The organism is Streptomyces sp. XY006, assembly GCF_002237655.1.
GTDB classification, from domain to species: domain Bacteria; phylum Actinomycetota; class Actinomycetes; order Streptomycetales; family Streptomycetaceae; genus Streptomyces; species Streptomyces levis.
The window spans coordinates 183,539-201,496 of sequence record NZ_NOKT01000007.1; the positions used below are offsets into that span (position 1 = coordinate 183,539).

Below are 17,958 nucleotides of genomic sequence, written 5' to 3' on the forward strand. Positions count from 1 at the left end.
AGGCGGCCGACCGTGACCGTCCCCAACGTCCTGCTCTCCGGCATCGTCGGATCGACCGCGTACGGACTCGCCCGCGAGGGCTCCGACATCGACCGCCTCGGCCTGTTCGCCGCGCCCACGGCACAGCTGCACGGCCTGCACCGGCCCAAGGAGTCGCACGTCAGCACGGCGCCGGACCGCACCCTGCACGAGGCCGCCAAGTGGTGCCGGCTGGCCCTGGGCGGCAATCCGACGGCGATGGAGCTGGTGTGGCTCCCGGACGAGCTGTACGAGGTGCGGACCCCGCTCGGCGACGAGCTGATCGGCATACGGAGCTCGTTCCTGTCCGCCCGGCGCGTGCGGGACGCCTACCTCGGCTATGCCACGCAGCAGTTCCGGCGGCTGGAGAGCCGGGGCGACGGCTCGTTCTCCGCGGACACCCGCAAGCGCACGGCGAAGCACGCCCGGCACCTGAAGCGGCTGTGCACGCAGGGCCTGGAGCTGTACACCACCGGGCGGCTGACGATCCGCGTCGAGGACCCGGCGGAGTACCACGCCTTCGGGGAGCGCGTCGCCGCCGACCCGTCGGCCGCGCGGCCGCTGCTCCAGCGGTACGAGGACGCCTTCACCGCGGGCCCCACGGTGCTGCCGGAGGAGCCCGACGAGGCTCCCGTGGAGGCCTGGCTGCGCCGGGTCCGGGCGCACTTCTACACGGCCGGGCGCTCAGCCGTCGGGGCGTAGCAGGCCCCGCTCGTAGGCCCTGACCAGGTGCTGCGGCACGAGGTGCCGGACGCCGTCGACGGTGACGGGCACCAGCGCCGGCGTGGCCGCCTTCCACTGGGCGCGGCGGTGACGGGTGTTGCTGCGGGACATCTTCCGCTTGGGGACGGCCATGGGACTCCTCCTCGGTGGACGGCACCGAGGACGCTACATGAAAATGGATCCCATTAACAAAACGGATCCCGTCGACCATGTGCGTCCCCGGTGCCGGCCGTGCCCCGGCCGGCCGGCCGCCGTCCCCGGACGGTGTCAGTCGTCGGCGCCCACGAGCATCCGCACCTCGAACCGCTCACGCGTACCCGGCTCCTCCGCCGGGCCCTTGTCGAGCACCGTGCCGAGCCAGCCCAGCAGGAAGCCGGCGGGGATGGAGACGATGCCCGGGTTCTGCAGCGGGAACCACGCGAAGTCCGCGTCCGGGTAGAACGAGCCGGGGGTGGAGGAGACCACCGGGGAGAACGCCGCCAGCAGGACGGAGCAGAGCAGGCCGCCGTAGAGGCTGAGCAGGGCTCCGCCGGCGGAGAAGCGGCGCCAGAACAGCGTGTAGACGATCGTCGGCAGGATCGCCGACGCGGCGATGGCGAAGGCCAGGAAGGCGAGCGTGGCGGTGTTGGCGCCCCAGGCGACGAGGGCGAGCAGGATCCCGAGGATCCCGATGACCGCCCCGGACAGCCGGGCCACGGTCAGTTCCTCCGTCTCGGTCGCGCGGCCCTTGCGGATCACCTCGCTGTACAGGTCGTGCGCCAGCGACGAGGCCGCGGCCAGGGTGAGACCGACCGCCACGGCCAGCAGGGTCAGATACGCCAGGCAGGTCAGCAGCGCGGTGAGGACGCTGCCGCCGAGTTCGTGGGCGAGCATCAGGACGGCCGAGTTGCCGGTGCGGTCGGTGCTCACGAGGGTGTCCCGGCCGAGCAGCGCGGTCGCGCCCAGGCCGAGGATGCCGGCGCCGAAGCAGACCGCGCCGACCAGTCCGACGGCCCACAGCACGGACGAGCGCAGCACGCCGCTGCGGCGCGGGGCGAGCAGGCGCATCAGCACGTGCGGGAGGGCGGCGAGGCCGAGGACGATGGCCAGCTCCAGGCTGAGGAAGTCCAGCTTGTTGCTGACGGTGCCGCCGTAGCGCAGGCCGGGTTCGAGGAAGCGCGGTCCGGATCCGCTGCGTTCGGCCGCCCTCTCCAGCAGCGCGTTGGGGTTCCAGTGGAAGTGGTGCAGCACCCAGCCCGCCGTGAACAGCACGCCCACCACCAGCATCACGGCCTTGAAGATCTGCACGACCGTCGCGCCGGGCATGCCGCCGAGCGAGGCGTACAGGATCACGAAGGTGCCGATCACGACCACGCACAGGGTGCGGGTGGTCCCGCTCGGCACGCCCGTGAACTGTGTCAGCAGTGCGACGCTGCCCACCAGTTGGGCCACCAGGTAGAGCGTCGCGATGGCCAGGATGCACACGGACAGGGCGACCCGGACCGGCCGCTGCCGCCGGGGCAGGCGCAGTGCGACCGTGTCGCCGAGCGTGAACCGGCCCGTGCGGTGCAGGGGTTCGGCGATCAGCAGCAGCACCATCATCCACGCGACGGTCGTGCCGCCCAGGTACATCAGCCCGTCGTACCCCGTCAGGGCGACGAGTCCGGTACTGCCCAGCAGGGTCGCCGCGGAGAGGTAGTCACCGCACATGGCCAGGCCGTTGCGCAGCGGCGACATGGTGCGGTTGCCGAGGTAGAACTCGCTGATCTCGTCGCGCTGCGGGGCCGTCAGCAGTGCCGTGAAGAGGGTGATCACGACCACGGTCAGGAACAGCACGAACGTCAGCTGCAGGCTGCGGTCGTCGATGGCGGCGGCGGTCACCACGTGCGGAACCCCCGGGTGCCCGGCTGGACGGGCCGGCCGGTCCCCCCGGGCGGCGCGGCGGACCGGGCCCGGCGGCTCGCGTTCTCGTGCTGCAGCCGGGAGCGCAGGCCCCGGGCGAGGGGATCCACCCGGGTGCGCATGTGCCGGACGTGGCACCAGGCGGTCACGCCCATCACGGCGAACTGCCCCAGACCCAGGGCGAGTCCGACGGTGAGACGGCCGGACAGGGGCTGGTTCATCACCGCGGGGAGGAAACTCGACAGCAGCACGTACAGCAGGAATCCGCCGGCCGACAGGACTGTCGCCCGGATGCCGAACCGGCGCTGCGCGCTACGCAGGGAGTGGAATTCCGGATGGTCGGATATCCGGGACGGCGGAGTCTGTTCGGCGTGCGGATGGGGGAAGGGGGGATGGTCGTTCCGCCGCGGTGGGAATTCGGGCACAGGCGCACCTTCTTCGCTGCTTCGTGCCCCGCACTCGACCCCGTCGAGTCGGTGTCGCGCCCGGCTGGCGCACAGGGTGGAGGGACGCCGGACACACTGAGGGGGTGCGGGCTTCGTGGGGGGTTCGTGAAACCGGGACGACTCACTGCTCGGAAACACGCGTACGGCCCGGGGCGCGGTGTGCGGGTCCCCGGCCGGCCCTGGCCACGGGTGGTGGCGAGGCCGGAAGCGGAGTATGTCAGTGCCGTGCTTGAGCCATCAACTGTGCGGATCAACGGCATGACGGGTGTGGCTCGTTCGCCCCCTGTCATGGCTCCGGAGATCCCGTGACGGCCTGCGGGAAAAGGGCGCTCGACGTGTGGTGCGGACCTCTACCCCCGGCAGGCTGGCCGAAATACGCCACCGCTGCGGCGTAAGGCGGCGCACGGCAGCGGGTGGGCGTGCACCGGGGCCGGGGGCCTAGGGTGGGCGGTGTGAGCGACGAGCGCAGCAAGGCCCCACTGGCCGTCTTCGACCTGGACAACACCCTCGCCGACACCGCGCACCGGCAGCGGTTCCTGGAGCGCAGGCCGAAGGACTGGGACGGGTTCTTCGATGCGGCGCCGCAGGACGGGCCGCTCCCCGAGGGCATCGCGCTGGTCGAGGAGAGCGCCCGGGAGTGCGAGATCGTCTACCTCACCGGACGGCCCGAGCGCTGCCGGCGCGACACACTGGACTGGCTCGCGGCCCAGGGGCTGCCCGAGGGCCGTGTGTACATGCGGCGGGACGCCGACCGCCGGCCCGCCCGGTTCACCAAGCTGGAGATCCTCAAGCGGCTCGCCCGCACGCGCGAGGTGCGTGTCCTCGTGGACGACGACGAACTGGTCTGCGAGGACGCCCGGCGCGCGGGCTTCACCGTCGTACGGGCCGACTGGGCGGACCGGTCCGCCGAGATGAAGGCGGCGCAGGAGCGCGAAGGACGCACCTGAGAGCCGGGCCGGCGGGGCGAGGGCGCCCCACCGCGATCCGGCGGCCCGGCCCGGGCCCCCCGTCCCCTACTCGGACCCCTCCGTCCCCTACTCGGACCCCTCCAGCCGGAAGCCCACCTTGAGCCCCACCTGCCAGTGCGCGATCCGGCCCTCCTCCAACTGGCCGCGCACCTGCGTCACCTCGAACCAGTCCAGGTTGCGCAGGGTCTGCGAGGCCCGGTCGATGCCGTTGCGGATGGCCTGGTCGACGCCGTCGGGCGAGGTGCCCACGATCTCCGTGACCCGGTAGGTGTGGTTCGACATGCCGCTGCTCCTTGGTGAGTGACGGGTGTACCACGCGTCACTCCACCGTGCCCCACGCGGCGGCGAAGCGCGAGACGTCGCCCGCGCCGCGCCGCCGTGCGGGGCCCGCCGGTGTCAGCGCGCCACGCTCAGCGACAGCGCGAACCGGCCGGCGGTGTCCGTCCACCAGTGGGACAGCTCCAGCCCCGCCGCCGACAGTTCCGCGCGCACGCCCTCCCGCCGGAACTTCGCCGACACCTCGGTGCGCATCTCCTCGCCCGCCGCGAAGTCGACGGCGAGGTCGAGCGCCGGCACCTTCACCGTCTGCGCCGTACGGGAGCGCAGCCGCATCTCGATCCACTCGTGCTCGGCGTCCCACCGGGCCACGTGGTCGAACGCGCCGGGCTCGAAGTCGGCGCCGAGCTCACGGTTGATCACGGTCAGCACGTTCCTGTTGAACGCGGCCGTCACCCCGGCCGCGTCGTCGTAGGCGCGGACCAGGACCTCCTCGTCCTTGACCAGGTCCGTGCCGAGCAACAGGGCGTCGCCCGGGGTGAGCAGGGCCCGTACGGACGCCAGGAACGCGGCGCGCTCGGCGGGCAGCAGGTTGCCGATCGTGCCGCCGAGGAACGCCACCAGCCGGGGCCCCGGCGTGTCCGGCAGCGTGAGCTCCGCCGTGAAGTCGGCGATCAGCGCGTGCACGTCCAGCCCCGGCCGCTCGGCGGCGAGCGCCTGCCCGGCCTGGGTCAGGGCGCTCTCGCTGACGTCGACCGGGACGTACGTGCGCAGATCCGTCAGGGCGTCCAGCAGGTGCCGGGTCTTCTCGGAGGAGCCGGAGCCCAGCTCGACCAGGGTGCGGGCCCGGGCCGCCGTGGCGATGTCCCCGGACCGGGCGATCAGGATCTCCCGTTCGGCGCGGGTCGGGTAGTACTCGGGCAGTTCGGTGATCTTCTCGAACAGGTCGCTGCCGTGGGCGTCGTAGAACCACTTGGGCGGCAGCGTCTTGGGGTGGCCGGTCAGGCCGCGCTGGACGTCGGCGCGCAGGGCGGCGTCCGTGGCGTCCTCGGGCAGCGTGCGGGTGAGGTGGAACGGACTCACGTGACGGGCTCCTTCGCGGACGGCGTGCGGGTCTCGGCCGGCTCCTTCAGCGGGGTGAGCAGCACGTCGGTGCGGCTCGCCGCGAGCAGTGTGCGGTCGGGGACCTGTTGCCAGTGCGGGTCGTCGTCGTAGGGCTCGGAGGCCACGACGGTGCCGCCGCCGGGCCGGGTGAGGTAGTAGAGGGTGTCGCCCCAGGCGGTCGCGGTGATCGTGTCGCCGTTGGTGAGCAGCAGGTTGAGCCGGGAGGCGGGGGCCGCCGCGGCGACCTCCAGCACCGTGTCGGCCAGGGCCTGGCCCTCCTCGTCACCGCCGCGCAGTCTGGCCAGGACCAGAGCCCAGACGAGCGCCGAGTCGTTGCGGGCTTCCAGTGACAGCAGGTCCGCAGCAGGCAGGGTCGAGGTGAGCGGGGCGAGCGAGTCCGGCCAGCCCCGGACGGCGCCGTTGTGGCTGAACAGCCAGGCTCCGGTGCCGAAGGGGGCGGCGGCGGCTTCCTGGTCCGCTCCGGGCATCGTCGCGTCGCGCACCGCGGCGAGCAGGGCGGTGGTGCGGACGACGCGGGTGAGGTCGGCGAACGACTGGTCGGCCCAGATCGGTCCGGCCCGGCGGTAGCGGGCCGGGACCGGGTCTGCGTCGGCGTACCAGCCGACGCCGAATCCGTCGGCGTTGACCGTGCCGTACTGCTGGTGCCGGGGTGCCCACGACTGCCGGTACAGCCCGTGCGGGGGTTCCACCAGGAACCGGCCCAGCGGCTGAGCGGGCCCCACGTAGGCGATATGCCGGCACATCAGGCGTCCTGTGAGCGGGCCGTGCGGAATCCGGAGAAGATCTGCCGGCGGATCGGGTAGTCCCAGTTGCGGAAGGTGCCCCGGCAGGCCACCGCGTCCACGGCGAACGAACCGCCGCGCAGCACCTTGTACTCGGGGCCGAAGAAGACTTCCGAGTACTCCTTGTAGGGGAACGCCTTGAAGCCCGGGTAGGGCAGGAAGTCGCTCGCCGTCCATTCCCACACGTCGCCGATCAACTGCCGCACGCCGAGCGGCGATTCGCCGGCCGGGTAGCTGCCGGCGGGGGCCGGGCGCAGGTGGCGCTGGCCGAGGTTGGCGTGCTCGGGGCCGGGGTCGGCGTCGCCCCACGGGTAGCGCATGGAGCGGCCGCCGGCCGGGTCGTGGCGGGCGGCTTTCTCCCACTCGGCCTCGGTGGGCAGCCGGCGCCCGGCCCAGCGGGCGTAGGCGTCGGCCTCGTACCAGCTCACGTGCACCACCGGCTCCTGCGCCGGGACGACCTCCGTGACGCCGAAGCGGCGGCGCAGCCACTGCCTGCCCTCGCGCCGCCAGAACAGCGGGGCGGTGATGCCGTGGGCGCGGATGTGCGCCCAGCCCTGCGGTGCCCACCAGCGGGGCTCGGTGTAGCCGCCGTCCTCGATGAACGCCTGGTAGGCGGCGTTGGTCACGGGGGTGGTGTCGATGAAGAACGGTGCCACCTCGCGCCGGTGCGCGGGGCGTTCGTTGTCCAGGGCCCACGGCTCGTTCGAGGTGCCCATCGTGAACGGGCCGCCCGGCACGAGGACTTCGGCCGGGCCGGTGAACAGCGTCACCGGCTCCGGGTCCGGGGCGGTCAGGGCCGGCGGGCCCGTGCGCAGCTGATGGGTGATCAGCATGGTCTCGTCGTGCTGCTGTTCGTGCTGGGCGATCATCCCGAAGGCGAACCCGGCCTCGGTCAGCCGCGTCCCGTCAAAGGCCGCCCGCTCCAGCACGTCCAGCGCCCGCGCGCGCACGTCGGCCGCATAGGCGCGCGCCTCAGCGGGAGCCAGCAAAGGCAGTTTCGGCCGCTCGGCACGCGGGTGCTCGAAAGCGTCGTAGAGGCTGTCGATCTCCGGCCGTATCGCCTCCTGCCCGGCAACGGCCCGCAGCAGCCACTGCTCCTCCTGATTGCCGATATGGGCCAGGTCCCACACCAGCGGCGACATCAGCGGTGAGTGCTGTGCGGTGAGGTCGGGCTCCTCGACACAGCTCGTCAGCAGCGTGGTCCGCTCGCGGGCGACGACCAGCGAGGCGACCGCGCGCTCACGCAGCGCCTCGGGGTCGGCCGTACCGGCGGTGCCGGTGCCGGGGGCGACGGCGGGGGAGGGCTCGGTCATGGGCGGTAGTCCTTCTCGTGGGCGCGACCGTCCGTGCCGCGCTGTCGGTCGAGCAGGTCGTCGGCGGGGCAGCGGCCCAGCACGACATGGCGGTCCAGATAGGCCGTGACGGCCTCGACGACCTCGTCAGCGGCGCCGAGCCTGGGCAGGGCGTCCAGCGCGGTCGTGAAGCACGTGACGGCGACCTCGCGCAGTTCGGCGTCGGCCAGCCCGGAGCGGGCCGCGTCGAGCCACAGCGGGTTGTGCGGCGCGGGCAGCCCCAGGGTCCGCTCGGCGAGCGGCTTCACGGCCCGGTAGGCGGTCTCGGCGGCCTCCGGGTCGTCGAACAGCGCCGCCACCACCGCCAGCGGCACGATCCAGCCGTCGTCGCCGGGCTGCGCGTCGATCATGCGCAGCTCCAGATGGCCGCGTGGCCTGACCGGCGGGAACAGGGTGGTGACGTGGTAGTCGAGGTCGGCCCGGGTGGGCGGCCGGGGCGCGCCGGTGCGGATCCACTCCCGGAAGGTGAGCCCCTCCGGGACCTCCCAGGGCGCACCGTCGTGCCGCACGCACATCACGGGGGCGTCCAGCACGTGCCCGGCCCAGGCGCCGCGCGGGTCGGCGTCCAGGGGCGGTCCGCCCGCCCGTCCGGCGCCGATCCTGGTCCACAGCAGCTGCCGCGTGGACAGCCAGCCGGTGGGCCGGTGCCCGGCGAGCGGCGAGTTGGCGAACACCGCCACCAGGACCGCGCCGAGGTGGTGGGCGAGCCACCAGCGCCGTACGTGGCCGAGGGGGCCGGGCTCCTCGTGGCCGGCGTCCAGGCACACCTGCACGGAGGCCGACGTGCACATCATGGCGCGGCCGGCCGGACCGGTGCGGTCCAGGCTTGCCTCCATGGCGTCGTAGCGCGGCTCGTGCAGATACCGGCGGGGTTCGTGCCAGGGGTCCTGGCCGAGGCCGACGAGGGCGAGACCGTCCTCGCGCAGCACCGCGCGGACGGCGTCCAGGTCGGCGGAGACGGTGCGGACGACCTCCGTCAGGGAGGCGGCGGGGGGCGAGCTCAGCTCCAGCTGGCCGCCGGGCTCCACGGTGAGCGCCGACCTCAGAGGCAGGGTCCGCAGTGCGGCGTAGGCCGCTGCGAGTCGTTCGTGTGAGACGGGGAGCTGCGGTGCGCGCAGCTCGTGGACGAGCCATTCCACCTCGACCCCGAGGCGGCGTGGCGGGCCGGTCTTGAAGCAGATGCCGCGGACCAAGGCCTCGACGTCTGCCTCGGTCAACTGGGTGCGTGGCTCGGTACAGCCACCTACCGAATCGGACATGTCGGGATCCTCCTGAGATTCCACCATGCCACCGGTCCGGGCTCTTCGGCGGCCCGGGCCGGGATCACTCGTCCCACCCAAGACGATGCGAGCCGTTCGGCACAAGGGGGCGAAGCGGGACGTTCCGGGTTGGTAATCCTTGTCGCTCCGGCGTTTCCCGGCCCTTTACCCGGGTGTTTTCCGGCCGCGGAAACTCCGTTGCGGCACCGTTCCGCATCGACCACGATGGCCGCGTGAGCACGACAAGTCAGGCCGCGCGGCGCGTGGTCACGGCGCGCACGGGGGTGGCGCCGTGAGCGCGCGCCTGCGCGGCATCGCGCGGCAGACCGAGCAGATCGTGGCCGAGGGGGCCTACCGCGCTCCCGGCGGGCACGAGGTGCCGATCGCGGCGCGGCTGCGGGCGGCGTGCGAGGGCACGCGGATCCACGGACCGGAACCGGTCCCCGTGTCAGCCGTCCGGGTGACGCGCACGGTCGTCGAGGTCACCGGCGAGAGCAGCCTGGAGGCCGCCCGCCGGCTGGGCGGGCAGGTGGCCGTCCTGAACTTCGCCTCGGCCCGCAATCCGGGCGGTGGCTACCTCAACGGCGCCCAGGCCCAGGAGGAGGCGCTGTGCCGAGCCTCGGCGCTGTACGCCTGCCTCCTGCGAGCCCGGGCGTTCTACGACCACCACCGGGCCCACCGCGACCCGTTCTACACGGACCGCGTCATCCACTCACCGGGTGTGCCCGTCTTCCGCGACGACCGCGGGGAACTGCTGGACGAGCCGTACACCGCCGGTTTCCTGACCGCGGCCGCGCCCAACGCCGGTGTGGTGCTGCGCACCGCGCCCGAACGGGCGTCCGAGCTGCCGGGCGCCCTGGCCGTCCGGGCCGAACGGGTCCTGGAGACGGCCGCCGCCCACGGCTACCGCGGGCTCGTCCTGGGCGCCTGGGGTTGCGGCGTGTTCCGCAACGACCCGGCGCAGGTGGCGGGGGCGTTCCACGGGCTGCTGGGCCCGGGCGGACGGTTCGCCGGAGCCTTCGACCACGTGGTGTTCGGGATCCTGGACCGCACGAGGGACCGCGCGGTGCTGGGTGCGTTCGAGAAGGTGCTCGGTGGCGGTCGCGCGGCCGGTCCGGGCCGTGGCGCCGGCGTTCAGCTCCAGCCGTAGCGTTCCTGCAGTCGGCGGCGGACCGCGTTGAAGCGCATGCGGTCCAGTGCGCAGGCCTCCCGGCGCATGCCGTCCTCGTGCAGACGCAGGACCCGGTCGACGTCGACCCAGGAGTCCCGGCCCGACCGGTCCCAGGGGCCGCTGCCGATCGGCACCCACTCCCGGTCGCCGTCGTGCCGCTTGCTGGACAGCTGCACGGCGAGGAACGTCCCGGTCGGCTCGCGGGCGACGACGAGCACCGGGCGGTCCTTGCCCCGCCCGTCGTTCTCCTCGAACGGCACCCACGTCCAGACGATCTCGCCCGGGTCGGGATCGCCGTCATGAGCGGGCGAGTACTCCGTGCGCACCCGGCCCACCTCGCGCGGATCGGCCTGGACGGTGGCGGAGGGGCCGTGGCGGCCCGGGGCGTTCTCATCGGTAGGCGCGGTCACGGGGGCACCCTAGAGGCTGCCCGTGTGACCCCGCCCGACGGGGCACCCGCCGCTCACCGCGCCCGGCCGGCCACGCACGAGCGCGCCACGACGGGCCCGGGGCCCCGCTCCGGCCCGGCCGGCCACGTGCCGGGACCCCACCGCCCGGGCCGCTCAGGCGGCGGCGGATCGGGCCGTGACCGGCGGTGACGGCCACTTCTCGGCCCAGCGCAGCTCCGCCTCCAGCTGTGCGGCCACCTGCACCAGCAGTGGCTCGCTGTTCGCCGGGCCGAGCAACTGGGCCCCCACGGGCAGGCCGTCCGGCGTGAACCCGGCGGGCACGTTGACCCCCGGCCAGCCCAGCACGTTCCACGGCCAGGCGTACGGGCAGGCGGCGATCATCGCCCGGTCCGTGGCGAACCCGCTGAGCTCCAGCAGGGCGCCGATGCGGGGCGGGGGAGCGGCGGTCGTGGGCGCGAGGACGACGTCGTAGGAGGTGAAGAACGCGCCGATCCGGCGGTGCAGCACGGCCTCCGCCCGCCGGGCCGCCCGCAGCGGGGCCCCGCCGAGGAGCCGGCCCAGCCGGGCCGCGTCCCGGGTGCGCCGGTCCAGCAGGGCCGGGAAGGGCGCCTCGCCCACCCGCTCGGCGATCCCGGCCGTCGCGCGCGGCACGAAGGTCAGCCCGATCTGCCCGTAGGGCGGGTCGGCCTCCTCGACCCGGTGCCCCGCGGCGGCGAGGCGCTCGGCGAGGGCGACGACCCGGGCGCGGACCTCCGGCAGCAGGCGCGCGGGCACCGCCGTGAACGGCGGCTTCAGGGAGAGCGCGATGCGCAGCCGCCCGGGGTCGCGGCCGACGGCCGCGGACACGTCGAGCGCCGGGGGCCGGTGCGGGTCCTCCGGGTGATTGCCGCTCGCCGCGTCCAGCAGCAGGGCCGCGTCGGCGACCGACCGGGCGAGGGTGCCGTTGACGGTGATGCCCTGGAAGGACTCGCCGCGCGGCCAGGTGGAGACGCGGCCGCGCTGCGGCTTGATGCCGACCAGATGGGTCCACGCGGCCGGGATCCGCACCGAGCCCGCGCCGTCCGAGCCGAGCGCGGCGGGCACCAGGCCGGCGGCGACCGCGGCCGCCGAGCCACCGGAGGAGCCGCCGGGTGTGTGGTCCGTGCTCCACGGGTTGCGCGTCGCGCCGAAGGCGGGCCCCTCGGTGAAGGGCCACTGCCCGAACTCGCAGGTGTTGGTCTTGCCGACGATCACCGCCCCCGCCGTGCGCAGCCGCCGTACGGCCTCGCCGTCCTCGGCGACCGGCGGGAACTCCCCGCAGCAGCCGAACGCGGTCGGCTCGCCGGCCACGTCCATGTCGTCCTTCACCGCCACGGGCACGCCGAGCAGCGGCTTGCGGACCCCCGCGGCCAGGCCCCGGTCGGCCGCCTCGGCTTCCGCGAGTGCCGCCCGGGTGCGCACGATCCGGAAGGCGTTGAGGTGCTCCTGGGTCGCCTCGATGCGTGCGAGCGTGCGTTCGACCAGCGCCCGGGACGTCACCTCCCCGGCGGCGAGCGCGCGGGCGGTCTCCGCCAGGCCTGCGGCACGGTCGAGCGTCATGCGGACACCTCCGGAAGCGGCTTCTCTACCGAACGGTAACGTCCGGTGGCCGGTGGGGGAACGCCGCCGCCGGGAGTGGACGTTCACCCACGGGCCACATCCTCCTCAGTGGGCTCATCCGCCCCTTTTCAAACCATGGACGTGCCGAGCTGTGTTCGACACGTCCCCCGGGATGGCTCCCGGAAGTTCCCCGGGGCCCCGGACGTGACCGGGCCACCGCGGACGTGGTGTCCGTGGTGGCCGGCCGGAGGGGGATCAGCGGGTGAACGTCACCCGGTGCTCCTTCAGGGCGCCGCAGTTGGAGCCGTACACCTGCACGTAGGTGTTGGCGATGCTGCCGCCCCAGTCGACGCAGTGGCCCTTGCCGTAGACGTAGGTCGGTCCGGCGTACGACGTGAACAGGCCCTCGTCGTAGTGGCTCTCCTCGGTGTCCGGCACGTAGATCCAGGCGGACATGTTCACGGCCGTGCCCGGGTTGTTGCGGATGGTCGCGACACAGTTCTGGCCGTTGGAGGAGTTGTAGGTCAGGTAGACCGTCCCCAGCGAGCCGACGCTCGCCGAGTTGACCGTCTTGTAGCCGCTTCCGCAGACCTTCTGCGGCGTGGTGTTGGGTGCGGCGGAGGCCGGCGCGGCCAGGGCGGTCATGGTCCCCAGCGACAGCGCCGCCACGGCGGACGTGGCCAGGACGGAACGGGCGAATCTCATATTTCCCCCTTGCAACTCTTCGAGGTGGTTGCTCCTGCATGGTGTGACCCGCCGGAGGTGCAAAGGGTTGTGCGTCATCTCCCGTGCAAATCAGGCCAGTTGGTGTTCGCGCGCCGCGAGCGGCGCCGCCGGGTGCCCGAGGGTGCCCGCATTCCGGCCACTTCACTCACCGGTCACCCGCACCACACGGGAGATCCAGAGGATCTGCGCAGGGGTGACACACAGGCTGCACACGGACCGTTCGAAGTCTCGTTAGCGTTACGGCTCGATCCCACGTGCGAACGTGACCAGGCCGCGGCCGGCGAGCCGCCGGAACAGCCAGATCGGGAACACCACACATGGACTACTGCTCCTCGTGCCGTCGGCACCTCAACGGCGCCCTGGTCTGCCCGGGGTGCGGCGCCTACGCCCCGGACATCGACCCGACCGCCGGCGAAGGCCGCACCGGCCGGGCCCCCGCGACCGCGAGGGCCGGGACCACCACGGCCTCGGGCGGGACGGCCTCGGGTGGGGCGGCCTCGGGTGGGGCGGCCGCATGGGAGCACCCGGCCGCCGTCGGCACATGGCACGACGGGACCCTGTGGGACGGCAACCCGGCCGGCTCGCGGGACCGCCTTGTCACCGACGCCGGCCACCGGGAGGCCGCCGGGACCGGCCCGGACGACGGCCTTGACGTCCCGGACGACGGCCACGGCGTCCCGGACGCGGAACTGCCCGGCGGCTACGCCGCCCGCCCGCAGGGGCGGGCCGCCCGGCGGCGCCAGATGGCCCGCTGGAAGAAGAACCAGCGCCGGGCCGTCGTCGCGACCGCCGTCGCGCTCGTCGGCGGCGGCCTGACCGTCGCCGCGATGAACGGCAACGCCACGCCCGGTGTGCAGGCGGCCACCGCACCGGAGGACACCACCATGGGCGGCGCCGAGGGGGAGGCGCCGACGTACACCGAACCGACGGCCGGCGAGAACGCCGCCCCGCGCTCCTCGCCCACCGCTCCGCCGCACACCGGCCGGGCCTCGCGCCACCAGCAGGCCCGGGCCGCCGATCCCCGCACCACGCCCGCGGACGCCCGGACGGACGCGGCCACGCCGCCGCGCGAGCTGCCGCTGACCACATCGCCGCGCCGGACCACCGCCGCGAACGCCGCCGACACGGCCACCGGCTCCACCGGCTCGTCCGGGTCCTCCGGCTCGTCCGGCTCGTCCGGCTCGGGTGCCGCCGAGCCGACGGCGCCGCCGGCCGGCGGAGCGGACGCCCAGCAGCCGGCGCCCCCGGCGAGCGACCCGCCCGCGACGAGCCCCGCCTCGCCCGCGACACCGCCGTCCGACCAGGGTTCCAAGGAGCTGTGCCTCCTCGTCATCTGCCTGGGCTGAACCCGGAGCCGGCGCCGGCTCCCCGGTCGGTCCCGCGCGGGTGCCGGCACGACGCGAGCGGGGGTCAACTGGCTGTAGAGGTCAGCGAGTTGGGAAGAAGTACGGGAAACACCCGGTCGGCCGGGGCGGCCGTCCGGGGGCGTCGCGCGCGGCCCGGAACCGGCCGCTGAAACCGGGCCGCGCCGTCTGCGCGGGAAGCGGAATACGCCCGTACAATCCTCGCGACCAAATCGGGGGCGTCATCAGCGGGGGAGTCCGCGTGGAAACCATCATCGTGCAGTTGCCCGGTCCGTCGCAGTGGGGCGAGGACGAAGCGGGCCGTCCGGAACTGATCCACCTCGGGCCGGGGGACGTCGCGGACTTCGGCCGCGGCGGGACCGGGGTGCGCATCGTCCTGACCGACCCCGGCATCTCGCGCCGGGCCGGCCAACTGGAAGCGGCCGGGGACTACTGGCGGCTGTCCAACTACAGCCGCAGCGTGTCGTACGTCGTGGAGAACCTGGAGGGCGCCGGCGAGTACCTCACCGTCGCGCCCGGCCGGCTCGGGGCGCCCGTGCCGTTCGAGTTCTCCCGCGTGGTGCTGCCGGCCCTGTCCGGCACCGCCAACTTCAAGGTGTTCGCGCCCCAGCACGCCTACCTCGGCGAGGACTCGGTGCCGGGCGGCGGCGAACAGACCGTCCACCCCTTCGCCCTGGACCCCACCTCGAAGTACTTCCTCGTCCTGGTGGCCCTGTGCGAACCCCGGCTGCGCGACCCCTCCGACTCGGCGCTGCCCGGCGTCGGGCAGATCGTGGAGCGGCTGCGGCCGCTGGAGTCCTGCCGGGACCTGACCCGCTCCGCCGTCAACTACCACATCGACTACCTCGCCTTCGCCAAGCTCCGCCTCGACCTCGGCGAGGACACCGCGACCGGCGCCAAGCGCACCCGGCTCGCCTCCGTCGCCCTGCGCTTCGGCCTGGTCCGCGAAGAGCACCTCGCCCTGCTGCCGCCGCGCAACGCCGGCCGCCTCACTCCGCAGGAGGCCGGAGCGTGACCTCCGGACGCGACACCCACGAGGACGACCTGGCGGCACCCCGGCCCCGCCTCCCGGACGGCTTCCGCATCGAGGGCTGGGAAGTGGGCGCGGTCATCGGCTCCGGCGGCTGGGGAACCGTCTACGAGGCCCGTACGGTCGCCGACGGCACGCCCGTCGCGGTGAAGGTGCTGCCGACCGGTTCCCTGGGCCCCGGGCAGCGGGCCGCGCTCGGCGAACTCGTCGCGCGGGAGGTCCGCTTCAGCGCCGAGGCCGACCACCCGCACCTCGTGCGCACCCACGCCGTGTGCACCGTCGAGGCACCGGACCTGCCCGACCTGGACGGGGCGATCGCCCTCGTCATGGACCGGGCCGGGTCCAGCCTCAAGGACGTCCTCGACGCGGCCGTCACGGGCGGGCCGATCGACGGGGCCGCGCGCGTCCTGCGCGGCGTCGCCGCCGGGCTGGCCCACATGCACGCCGCCGGCTGGGTGCACGGCGACCTCAAGCCGGCCAACGTGCTGCTGGGCACGGACGGGCAGGTGTGGCTGGCGGACTTCGGGCTGGCCGCCGAACTCGACGGCACCCACGCCCATCTGCCGCCGCTCGGCACGCTGGACCACCTGCCGCCCGAGTGGTGGTCCCAGCGCACCGGCACCGAGGGCGCCGTCGTCCGGCCCACCGCCGACGTCTGGGCCTTCGGCGTGCTCGCCCACCAGGTCCTCACCGGCGGCCTCCACCCCTTCCCGGGGGCCACGGCCCGGGCCCGCTCGCTCGCCGCCCAGAGCTACGCCCGCGGCACCGCGCCCCTGCGGCTCGACGCAGGTCTCGACGAGGACCTGCGGCGGCTGATCGCCGACTGCCTGGCACCCGACCACACCGCCCGTCTGCCGCACACGGCCCGGAGCGTGGCCGACCGGGTCGAGGCGATCACCGGGGGGCCGGCGCGCCGCAGAGGACGCCTGGTGCCGGCCGTCGCCGCCGGGCTCGTCGTCGTGACCGCCGCCACGCTCGCCGGAGTCGCCCTGCTCGGCCCGGACGACGAGGGACGCGACCGCGGCGCTGCGACCCCCACCCCGACGGCCACCGGCACCCGCAGCCTGCCGCCCGGGGAGATACCCGAGGACTCCGACGTGCCCGCGGCGCTGCGCCCGGTCATCACGGGTGCCGCGCACCGCTGCACCGACGAGGAGATCACCCCCGCCCTGCTCGCCGCGATGATCAAGGCCGAGAGCAACTTCGACCCCAAGGCCTCCCGCCCGGAGAGCGACGAGTACGGCATCGCCATGTGGACGCCGGGGGTGTTCAACGCCTGGGCGGTGGACGGGGACGAGGACGGCGACAAGGACCACATGTCGCCGCCGGACGCGATCGCCACCATGAGCGGCTACGTGTGCTGGCTCGACCAGCGCTTCAAGGAGGCCGGGCTGCCGAAGAAGGACCTGCCCGCACTGGTCGCGGCCGGCTACCGCACCAGCGACCGCACGGTCATCGAGGAGGGCGGCGTGCCCGAGCGGGTCCGGCCGCACGTCGACAAGGTGCTCGGCTACCTCGCCGACTACCAGCGCTGAGCCGCGCGCACCGACTGCCGCCTCCGGGTCGGACGCACCGACTGCCGGCGCCGAGCCGCACCCACGCGAGCGGGGGCGGAGCCTCGGCTCCGCCCCCGCTCGTCCCCCGTTCCCGTCGGGCGTTACGAGACGCACTCCGGGACGTTCGGCAGCCGGTTGTCCGGCGAGCTGATGTAGATGTTGGAGATGAAGCCCTTGTACTGGGGCAGGTAGGCCCACCACTCGTTGGTGTAGGGCGGCACGGTGACCACCTGGCCGCGGACCTGGCAGCTCACCAGCACCTCCACCCCGGCCGGGAGTTGGGTGATCCGGGCGTCACCGGTGGACGGGCCCTTGCGGACGTTCACGAACTCGCCCCAGGTGCCGAACCACGTCCCGGCGGGCCGTGCCGCGCCCGGCACGTTCAGCGAGCGGGTCAGCCGCCCGATGTCGGTGTACGCCTTCCCGTACGAGGTGCCGACCGGGTGCGTGGTCAGCACGGCCACGATCGACCGGTCGTCCGCGCCCACCGTTCCGGTGCTGTGCAGGGCCGGACGGGTCAGGTCCACGTCCGCCGCGGCACGCGGAGCGGCCTCACCGGCCGTCTTCGCGACGGTGCCCGCCGCGCCCTGCGGGCCGCAGGTGCCCTCCGCGAACTTCCCGGACCAGCCCTGCTTCACCGCCCACGGGCGGTCGAACGCGCCGGCGATGCCGAAGTGCTGGTCGAACTTGTCGGAGGCGCACCGCGTGGAGCCCCGCAGGTTGTCCATGATGAAGGTGCGCACGGGCGCGGGCGCCTTCTCCAGGATGTACCGGTAGATCGTCACCGTGTCCCGGGCCGAGATGGCCGTGTAGCCCCAGTAGCCCGGGTAACCCGCGGGCGGCCCCTCGGTGTCGCGCAGGTCCAGCCGCTCGGGGGAGGTCATGCGGTCGATGATCGCCGAGCCGCCGTACGTCGACCAGTAGTGGTCCGCGGCGTCGTCGTAGCTGCTGCGCAGCATCGGCTCCAGCAGGGCCCGGTCGGCCGCGGGGATGACGTAGTCGGGCCCGCGGTTCCACAGGAAGTCCAGGGCCAGCAGCAGCTTCACGACCGAGGCGGACCGGAACTGGGCGCTCTCGTTGACCTGTTCGGTGAACGTGCCGTCGCGGCGGTCGTAGACGGCGACGCCGGCCGTGACGCCCGGCGGGATCTGTGCGGCGGCCGCCCGGACGGTGCCCGCACCCTCGTCCGGCCGTGACTGTGCCGCCGCACCGCTCGTGAGCGACGCGACCGTGACGACGGCCGCGAGTGCGGCGGCGCCGCGCAGGAGCATGCGCATGGTTGCCCTTCCTGGT

At 74.0% G+C, this 17,958-nt stretch carries 17 protein-coding genes and 1 pseudogene; 6 read left to right on the plus strand and 12 right to left on the minus strand.

All coding sequences use genetic code 11. The features are described from left to right. Positions 1 to 9: 9 nt before the first annotated feature. Positions 10 to 720 (plus strand): annotated as a pseudogene (locus CHR28_RS10685) (nucleotidyltransferase domain-containing protein); the annotation flags it as partial. On the opposite strand, the gene rpmF reads toward CHR28_RS10685, so the two are convergent. The 3 genes from rpmF to CHR28_RS10700 all read right to left on the minus strand — a co-directional run bounded on the left by rpmF (position 703) and on the right by CHR28_RS10700 (position 3,047). Then, positions 703 to 873, minus strand: coding sequence for a 50S ribosomal protein L32 (gene rpmF, locus CHR28_RS10690; RefSeq protein WP_094053308.1), 171 nt, complete (start codon positions 871 to 873; stop codon positions 703 to 705). The pseudogene CHR28_RS10685 and the gene rpmF sit on opposite strands and share 18 nt — an antisense overlap. A gap of 135 nt (positions 874 to 1,008) precedes the next feature. Beyond that, positions 1,009 to 2,604 (minus strand): sodium/solute symporter, encoded by a 1,596-nt coding sequence (locus tag CHR28_RS10695; RefSeq protein WP_094053309.1) that lies wholly within the window; start codon positions 2,602 to 2,604, stop codon positions 1,009 to 1,011. Then, positions 2,598 to 3,047, minus strand: a complete 450-nt coding sequence (locus CHR28_RS10700; RefSeq protein ID WP_094053310.1) for a DUF485 domain-containing protein — start codon at positions 3,045 to 3,047, stop codon at positions 2,598 to 2,600. The genes CHR28_RS10695 and CHR28_RS10700 overlap by 7 nt, the downstream gene beginning before the upstream one ends. A gap of 473 nt (positions 3,048 to 3,520) precedes the next feature. Between CHR28_RS10700 and CHR28_RS10705 the strand changes: the two genes are divergently transcribed. Further along, positions 3,521 to 4,015, plus strand: coding sequence for a phosphatase domain-containing protein (locus CHR28_RS10705; protein ID WP_094053311.1), 495 nt, complete (start codon positions 3,521 to 3,523; stop codon positions 4,013 to 4,015). Positions 4,016 to 4,102: 87 nt separating this feature from the next. Here the strand turns inward: CHR28_RS10705 and CHR28_RS10710 are convergent, their stop codons facing one another. The 5 genes from CHR28_RS10710 to egtA all read right to left on the minus strand — a co-directional run bounded on the left by CHR28_RS10710 (position 4,103) and on the right by egtA (position 8,830). Next, positions 4,103 to 4,318 carry a dodecin gene (locus tag CHR28_RS10710; RefSeq protein ID WP_094053312.1) on the minus strand — a complete coding sequence of 72 codons (216 nt, stop codon included), beginning with the start codon at positions 4,316 to 4,318 and terminating at the stop codon, positions 4,103 to 4,105. 114 nt (positions 4,319 to 4,432) lie between these two features. Continuing rightward, a complete protein-coding gene (egtD, locus tag CHR28_RS10715; protein WP_094053313.1) occupies positions 4,433 to 5,395 on the minus strand; it encodes an L-histidine N(alpha)-methyltransferase in 963 nt (320 codons plus the stop codon). Continuing rightward, the gene (gene egtC, locus CHR28_RS10720; protein WP_094053314.1) at positions 5,392 to 6,180 is read right to left on the minus strand and encodes an ergothioneine biosynthesis protein EgtC; all 789 of its coding nucleotides are present in this window, start codon (positions 6,178 to 6,180) and stop codon (positions 5,392 to 5,394) included. Before egtC ends, egtD begins: the two co-directional genes overlap by 4 nt. Continuing rightward, positions 6,180 to 7,532 carry an ergothioneine biosynthesis protein EgtB gene (gene egtB, locus CHR28_RS10725; RefSeq protein WP_094053315.1) on the minus strand — a complete coding sequence of 451 codons (1,353 nt, stop codon included), beginning with the start codon at positions 7,530 to 7,532 and terminating at the stop codon, positions 6,180 to 6,182. Before egtB ends, egtC begins: the two co-directional genes overlap by 1 nt. Then, a complete protein-coding gene (gene egtA, locus CHR28_RS10730) occupies positions 7,529 to 8,830 on the minus strand; it encodes an ergothioneine biosynthesis glutamate--cysteine ligase EgtA (protein ID WP_094053316.1) in 1,302 nt (433 codons plus the stop codon). The genes egtB and egtA overlap by 4 nt, the downstream gene beginning before the upstream one ends. Positions 8,831 to 9,122: 292 nt before the next feature. On the opposite strand from egtA, the gene CHR28_RS10735 reads away from it, so the two are divergent. Continuing rightward, positions 9,123 to 9,980: a TIGR02452 family protein gene (locus CHR28_RS10735; RefSeq protein WP_179272384.1), complete on the plus strand. Its 858-nt coding sequence runs from the start codon at positions 9,123 to 9,125 to the stop codon at positions 9,978 to 9,980. Here CHR28_RS10735 and CHR28_RS10740 read toward each other — a convergent pair. The 3 genes from CHR28_RS10740 to CHR28_RS10750 all read right to left on the minus strand — a co-directional run bounded on the left by CHR28_RS10740 (position 9,965) and on the right by CHR28_RS10750 (position 12,694). Continuing rightward, a complete protein-coding gene (locus CHR28_RS10740; protein WP_094053318.1) occupies positions 9,965 to 10,411 on the minus strand; it encodes a type II toxin-antitoxin system PemK/MazF family toxin in 447 nt (148 codons plus the stop codon). The two genes, CHR28_RS10735 and CHR28_RS10740, sit on opposite strands and share 16 nt — an antisense overlap. A 153-nt stretch (positions 10,412 to 10,564) precedes the next feature. Continuing rightward, on the minus strand, positions 10,565 to 11,989 hold the full coding sequence (locus tag CHR28_RS10745; RefSeq protein WP_094053319.1) for an amidase: 1,425 nt from the start codon (positions 11,987 to 11,989) through the stop codon (positions 10,565 to 10,567). A gap of 255 nt (positions 11,990 to 12,244) precedes the next feature. Beyond that, positions 12,245 to 12,694, minus strand: a complete 450-nt coding sequence (locus tag CHR28_RS10750) for a spore-associated protein (RefSeq protein WP_094053320.1) — start codon at positions 12,692 to 12,694, stop codon at positions 12,245 to 12,247. A gap of 338 nt (positions 12,695 to 13,032) precedes the next feature. Between CHR28_RS10750 and CHR28_RS10755 the strand changes: the two genes are divergently transcribed. The 3 genes from CHR28_RS10755 to CHR28_RS10765 all read left to right on the plus strand — a co-directional run bounded on the left by CHR28_RS10755 (position 13,033) and on the right by CHR28_RS10765 (position 16,644). Continuing rightward, complete coding sequence (locus CHR28_RS10755; protein WP_094053321.1) at positions 13,033 to 14,061, plus strand: SCO2400 family protein; 1,029 nt, start codon at positions 13,033 to 13,035, stop codon at positions 14,059 to 14,061. A gap of 259 nt (positions 14,062 to 14,320) precedes the next feature. After that, a complete protein-coding gene (locus CHR28_RS10760; RefSeq protein ID WP_094053322.1) occupies positions 14,321 to 15,094 on the plus strand; it encodes a serine/threonine protein kinase in 774 nt (257 codons plus the stop codon). Continuing rightward, entirely contained in the window at positions 15,091 to 16,644 is a 1,554-nt protein-coding gene (locus CHR28_RS10765; protein ID WP_256984208.1) for a serine/threonine-protein kinase, read from the plus strand. The genes CHR28_RS10760 and CHR28_RS10765 overlap by 4 nt, the downstream gene beginning before the upstream one ends. A gap of 122 nt (positions 16,645 to 16,766) precedes the next feature. Here the strand turns inward: CHR28_RS10765 and CHR28_RS10770 are convergent, their stop codons facing one another. Further along, positions 16,767 to 17,942, minus strand: a complete 1,176-nt coding sequence (locus tag CHR28_RS10770; protein WP_094053323.1) for an SH3 domain-containing protein — start codon at positions 17,940 to 17,942, stop codon at positions 16,767 to 16,769. Positions 17,943 to 17,958: the final 16 nt, after the last annotated feature.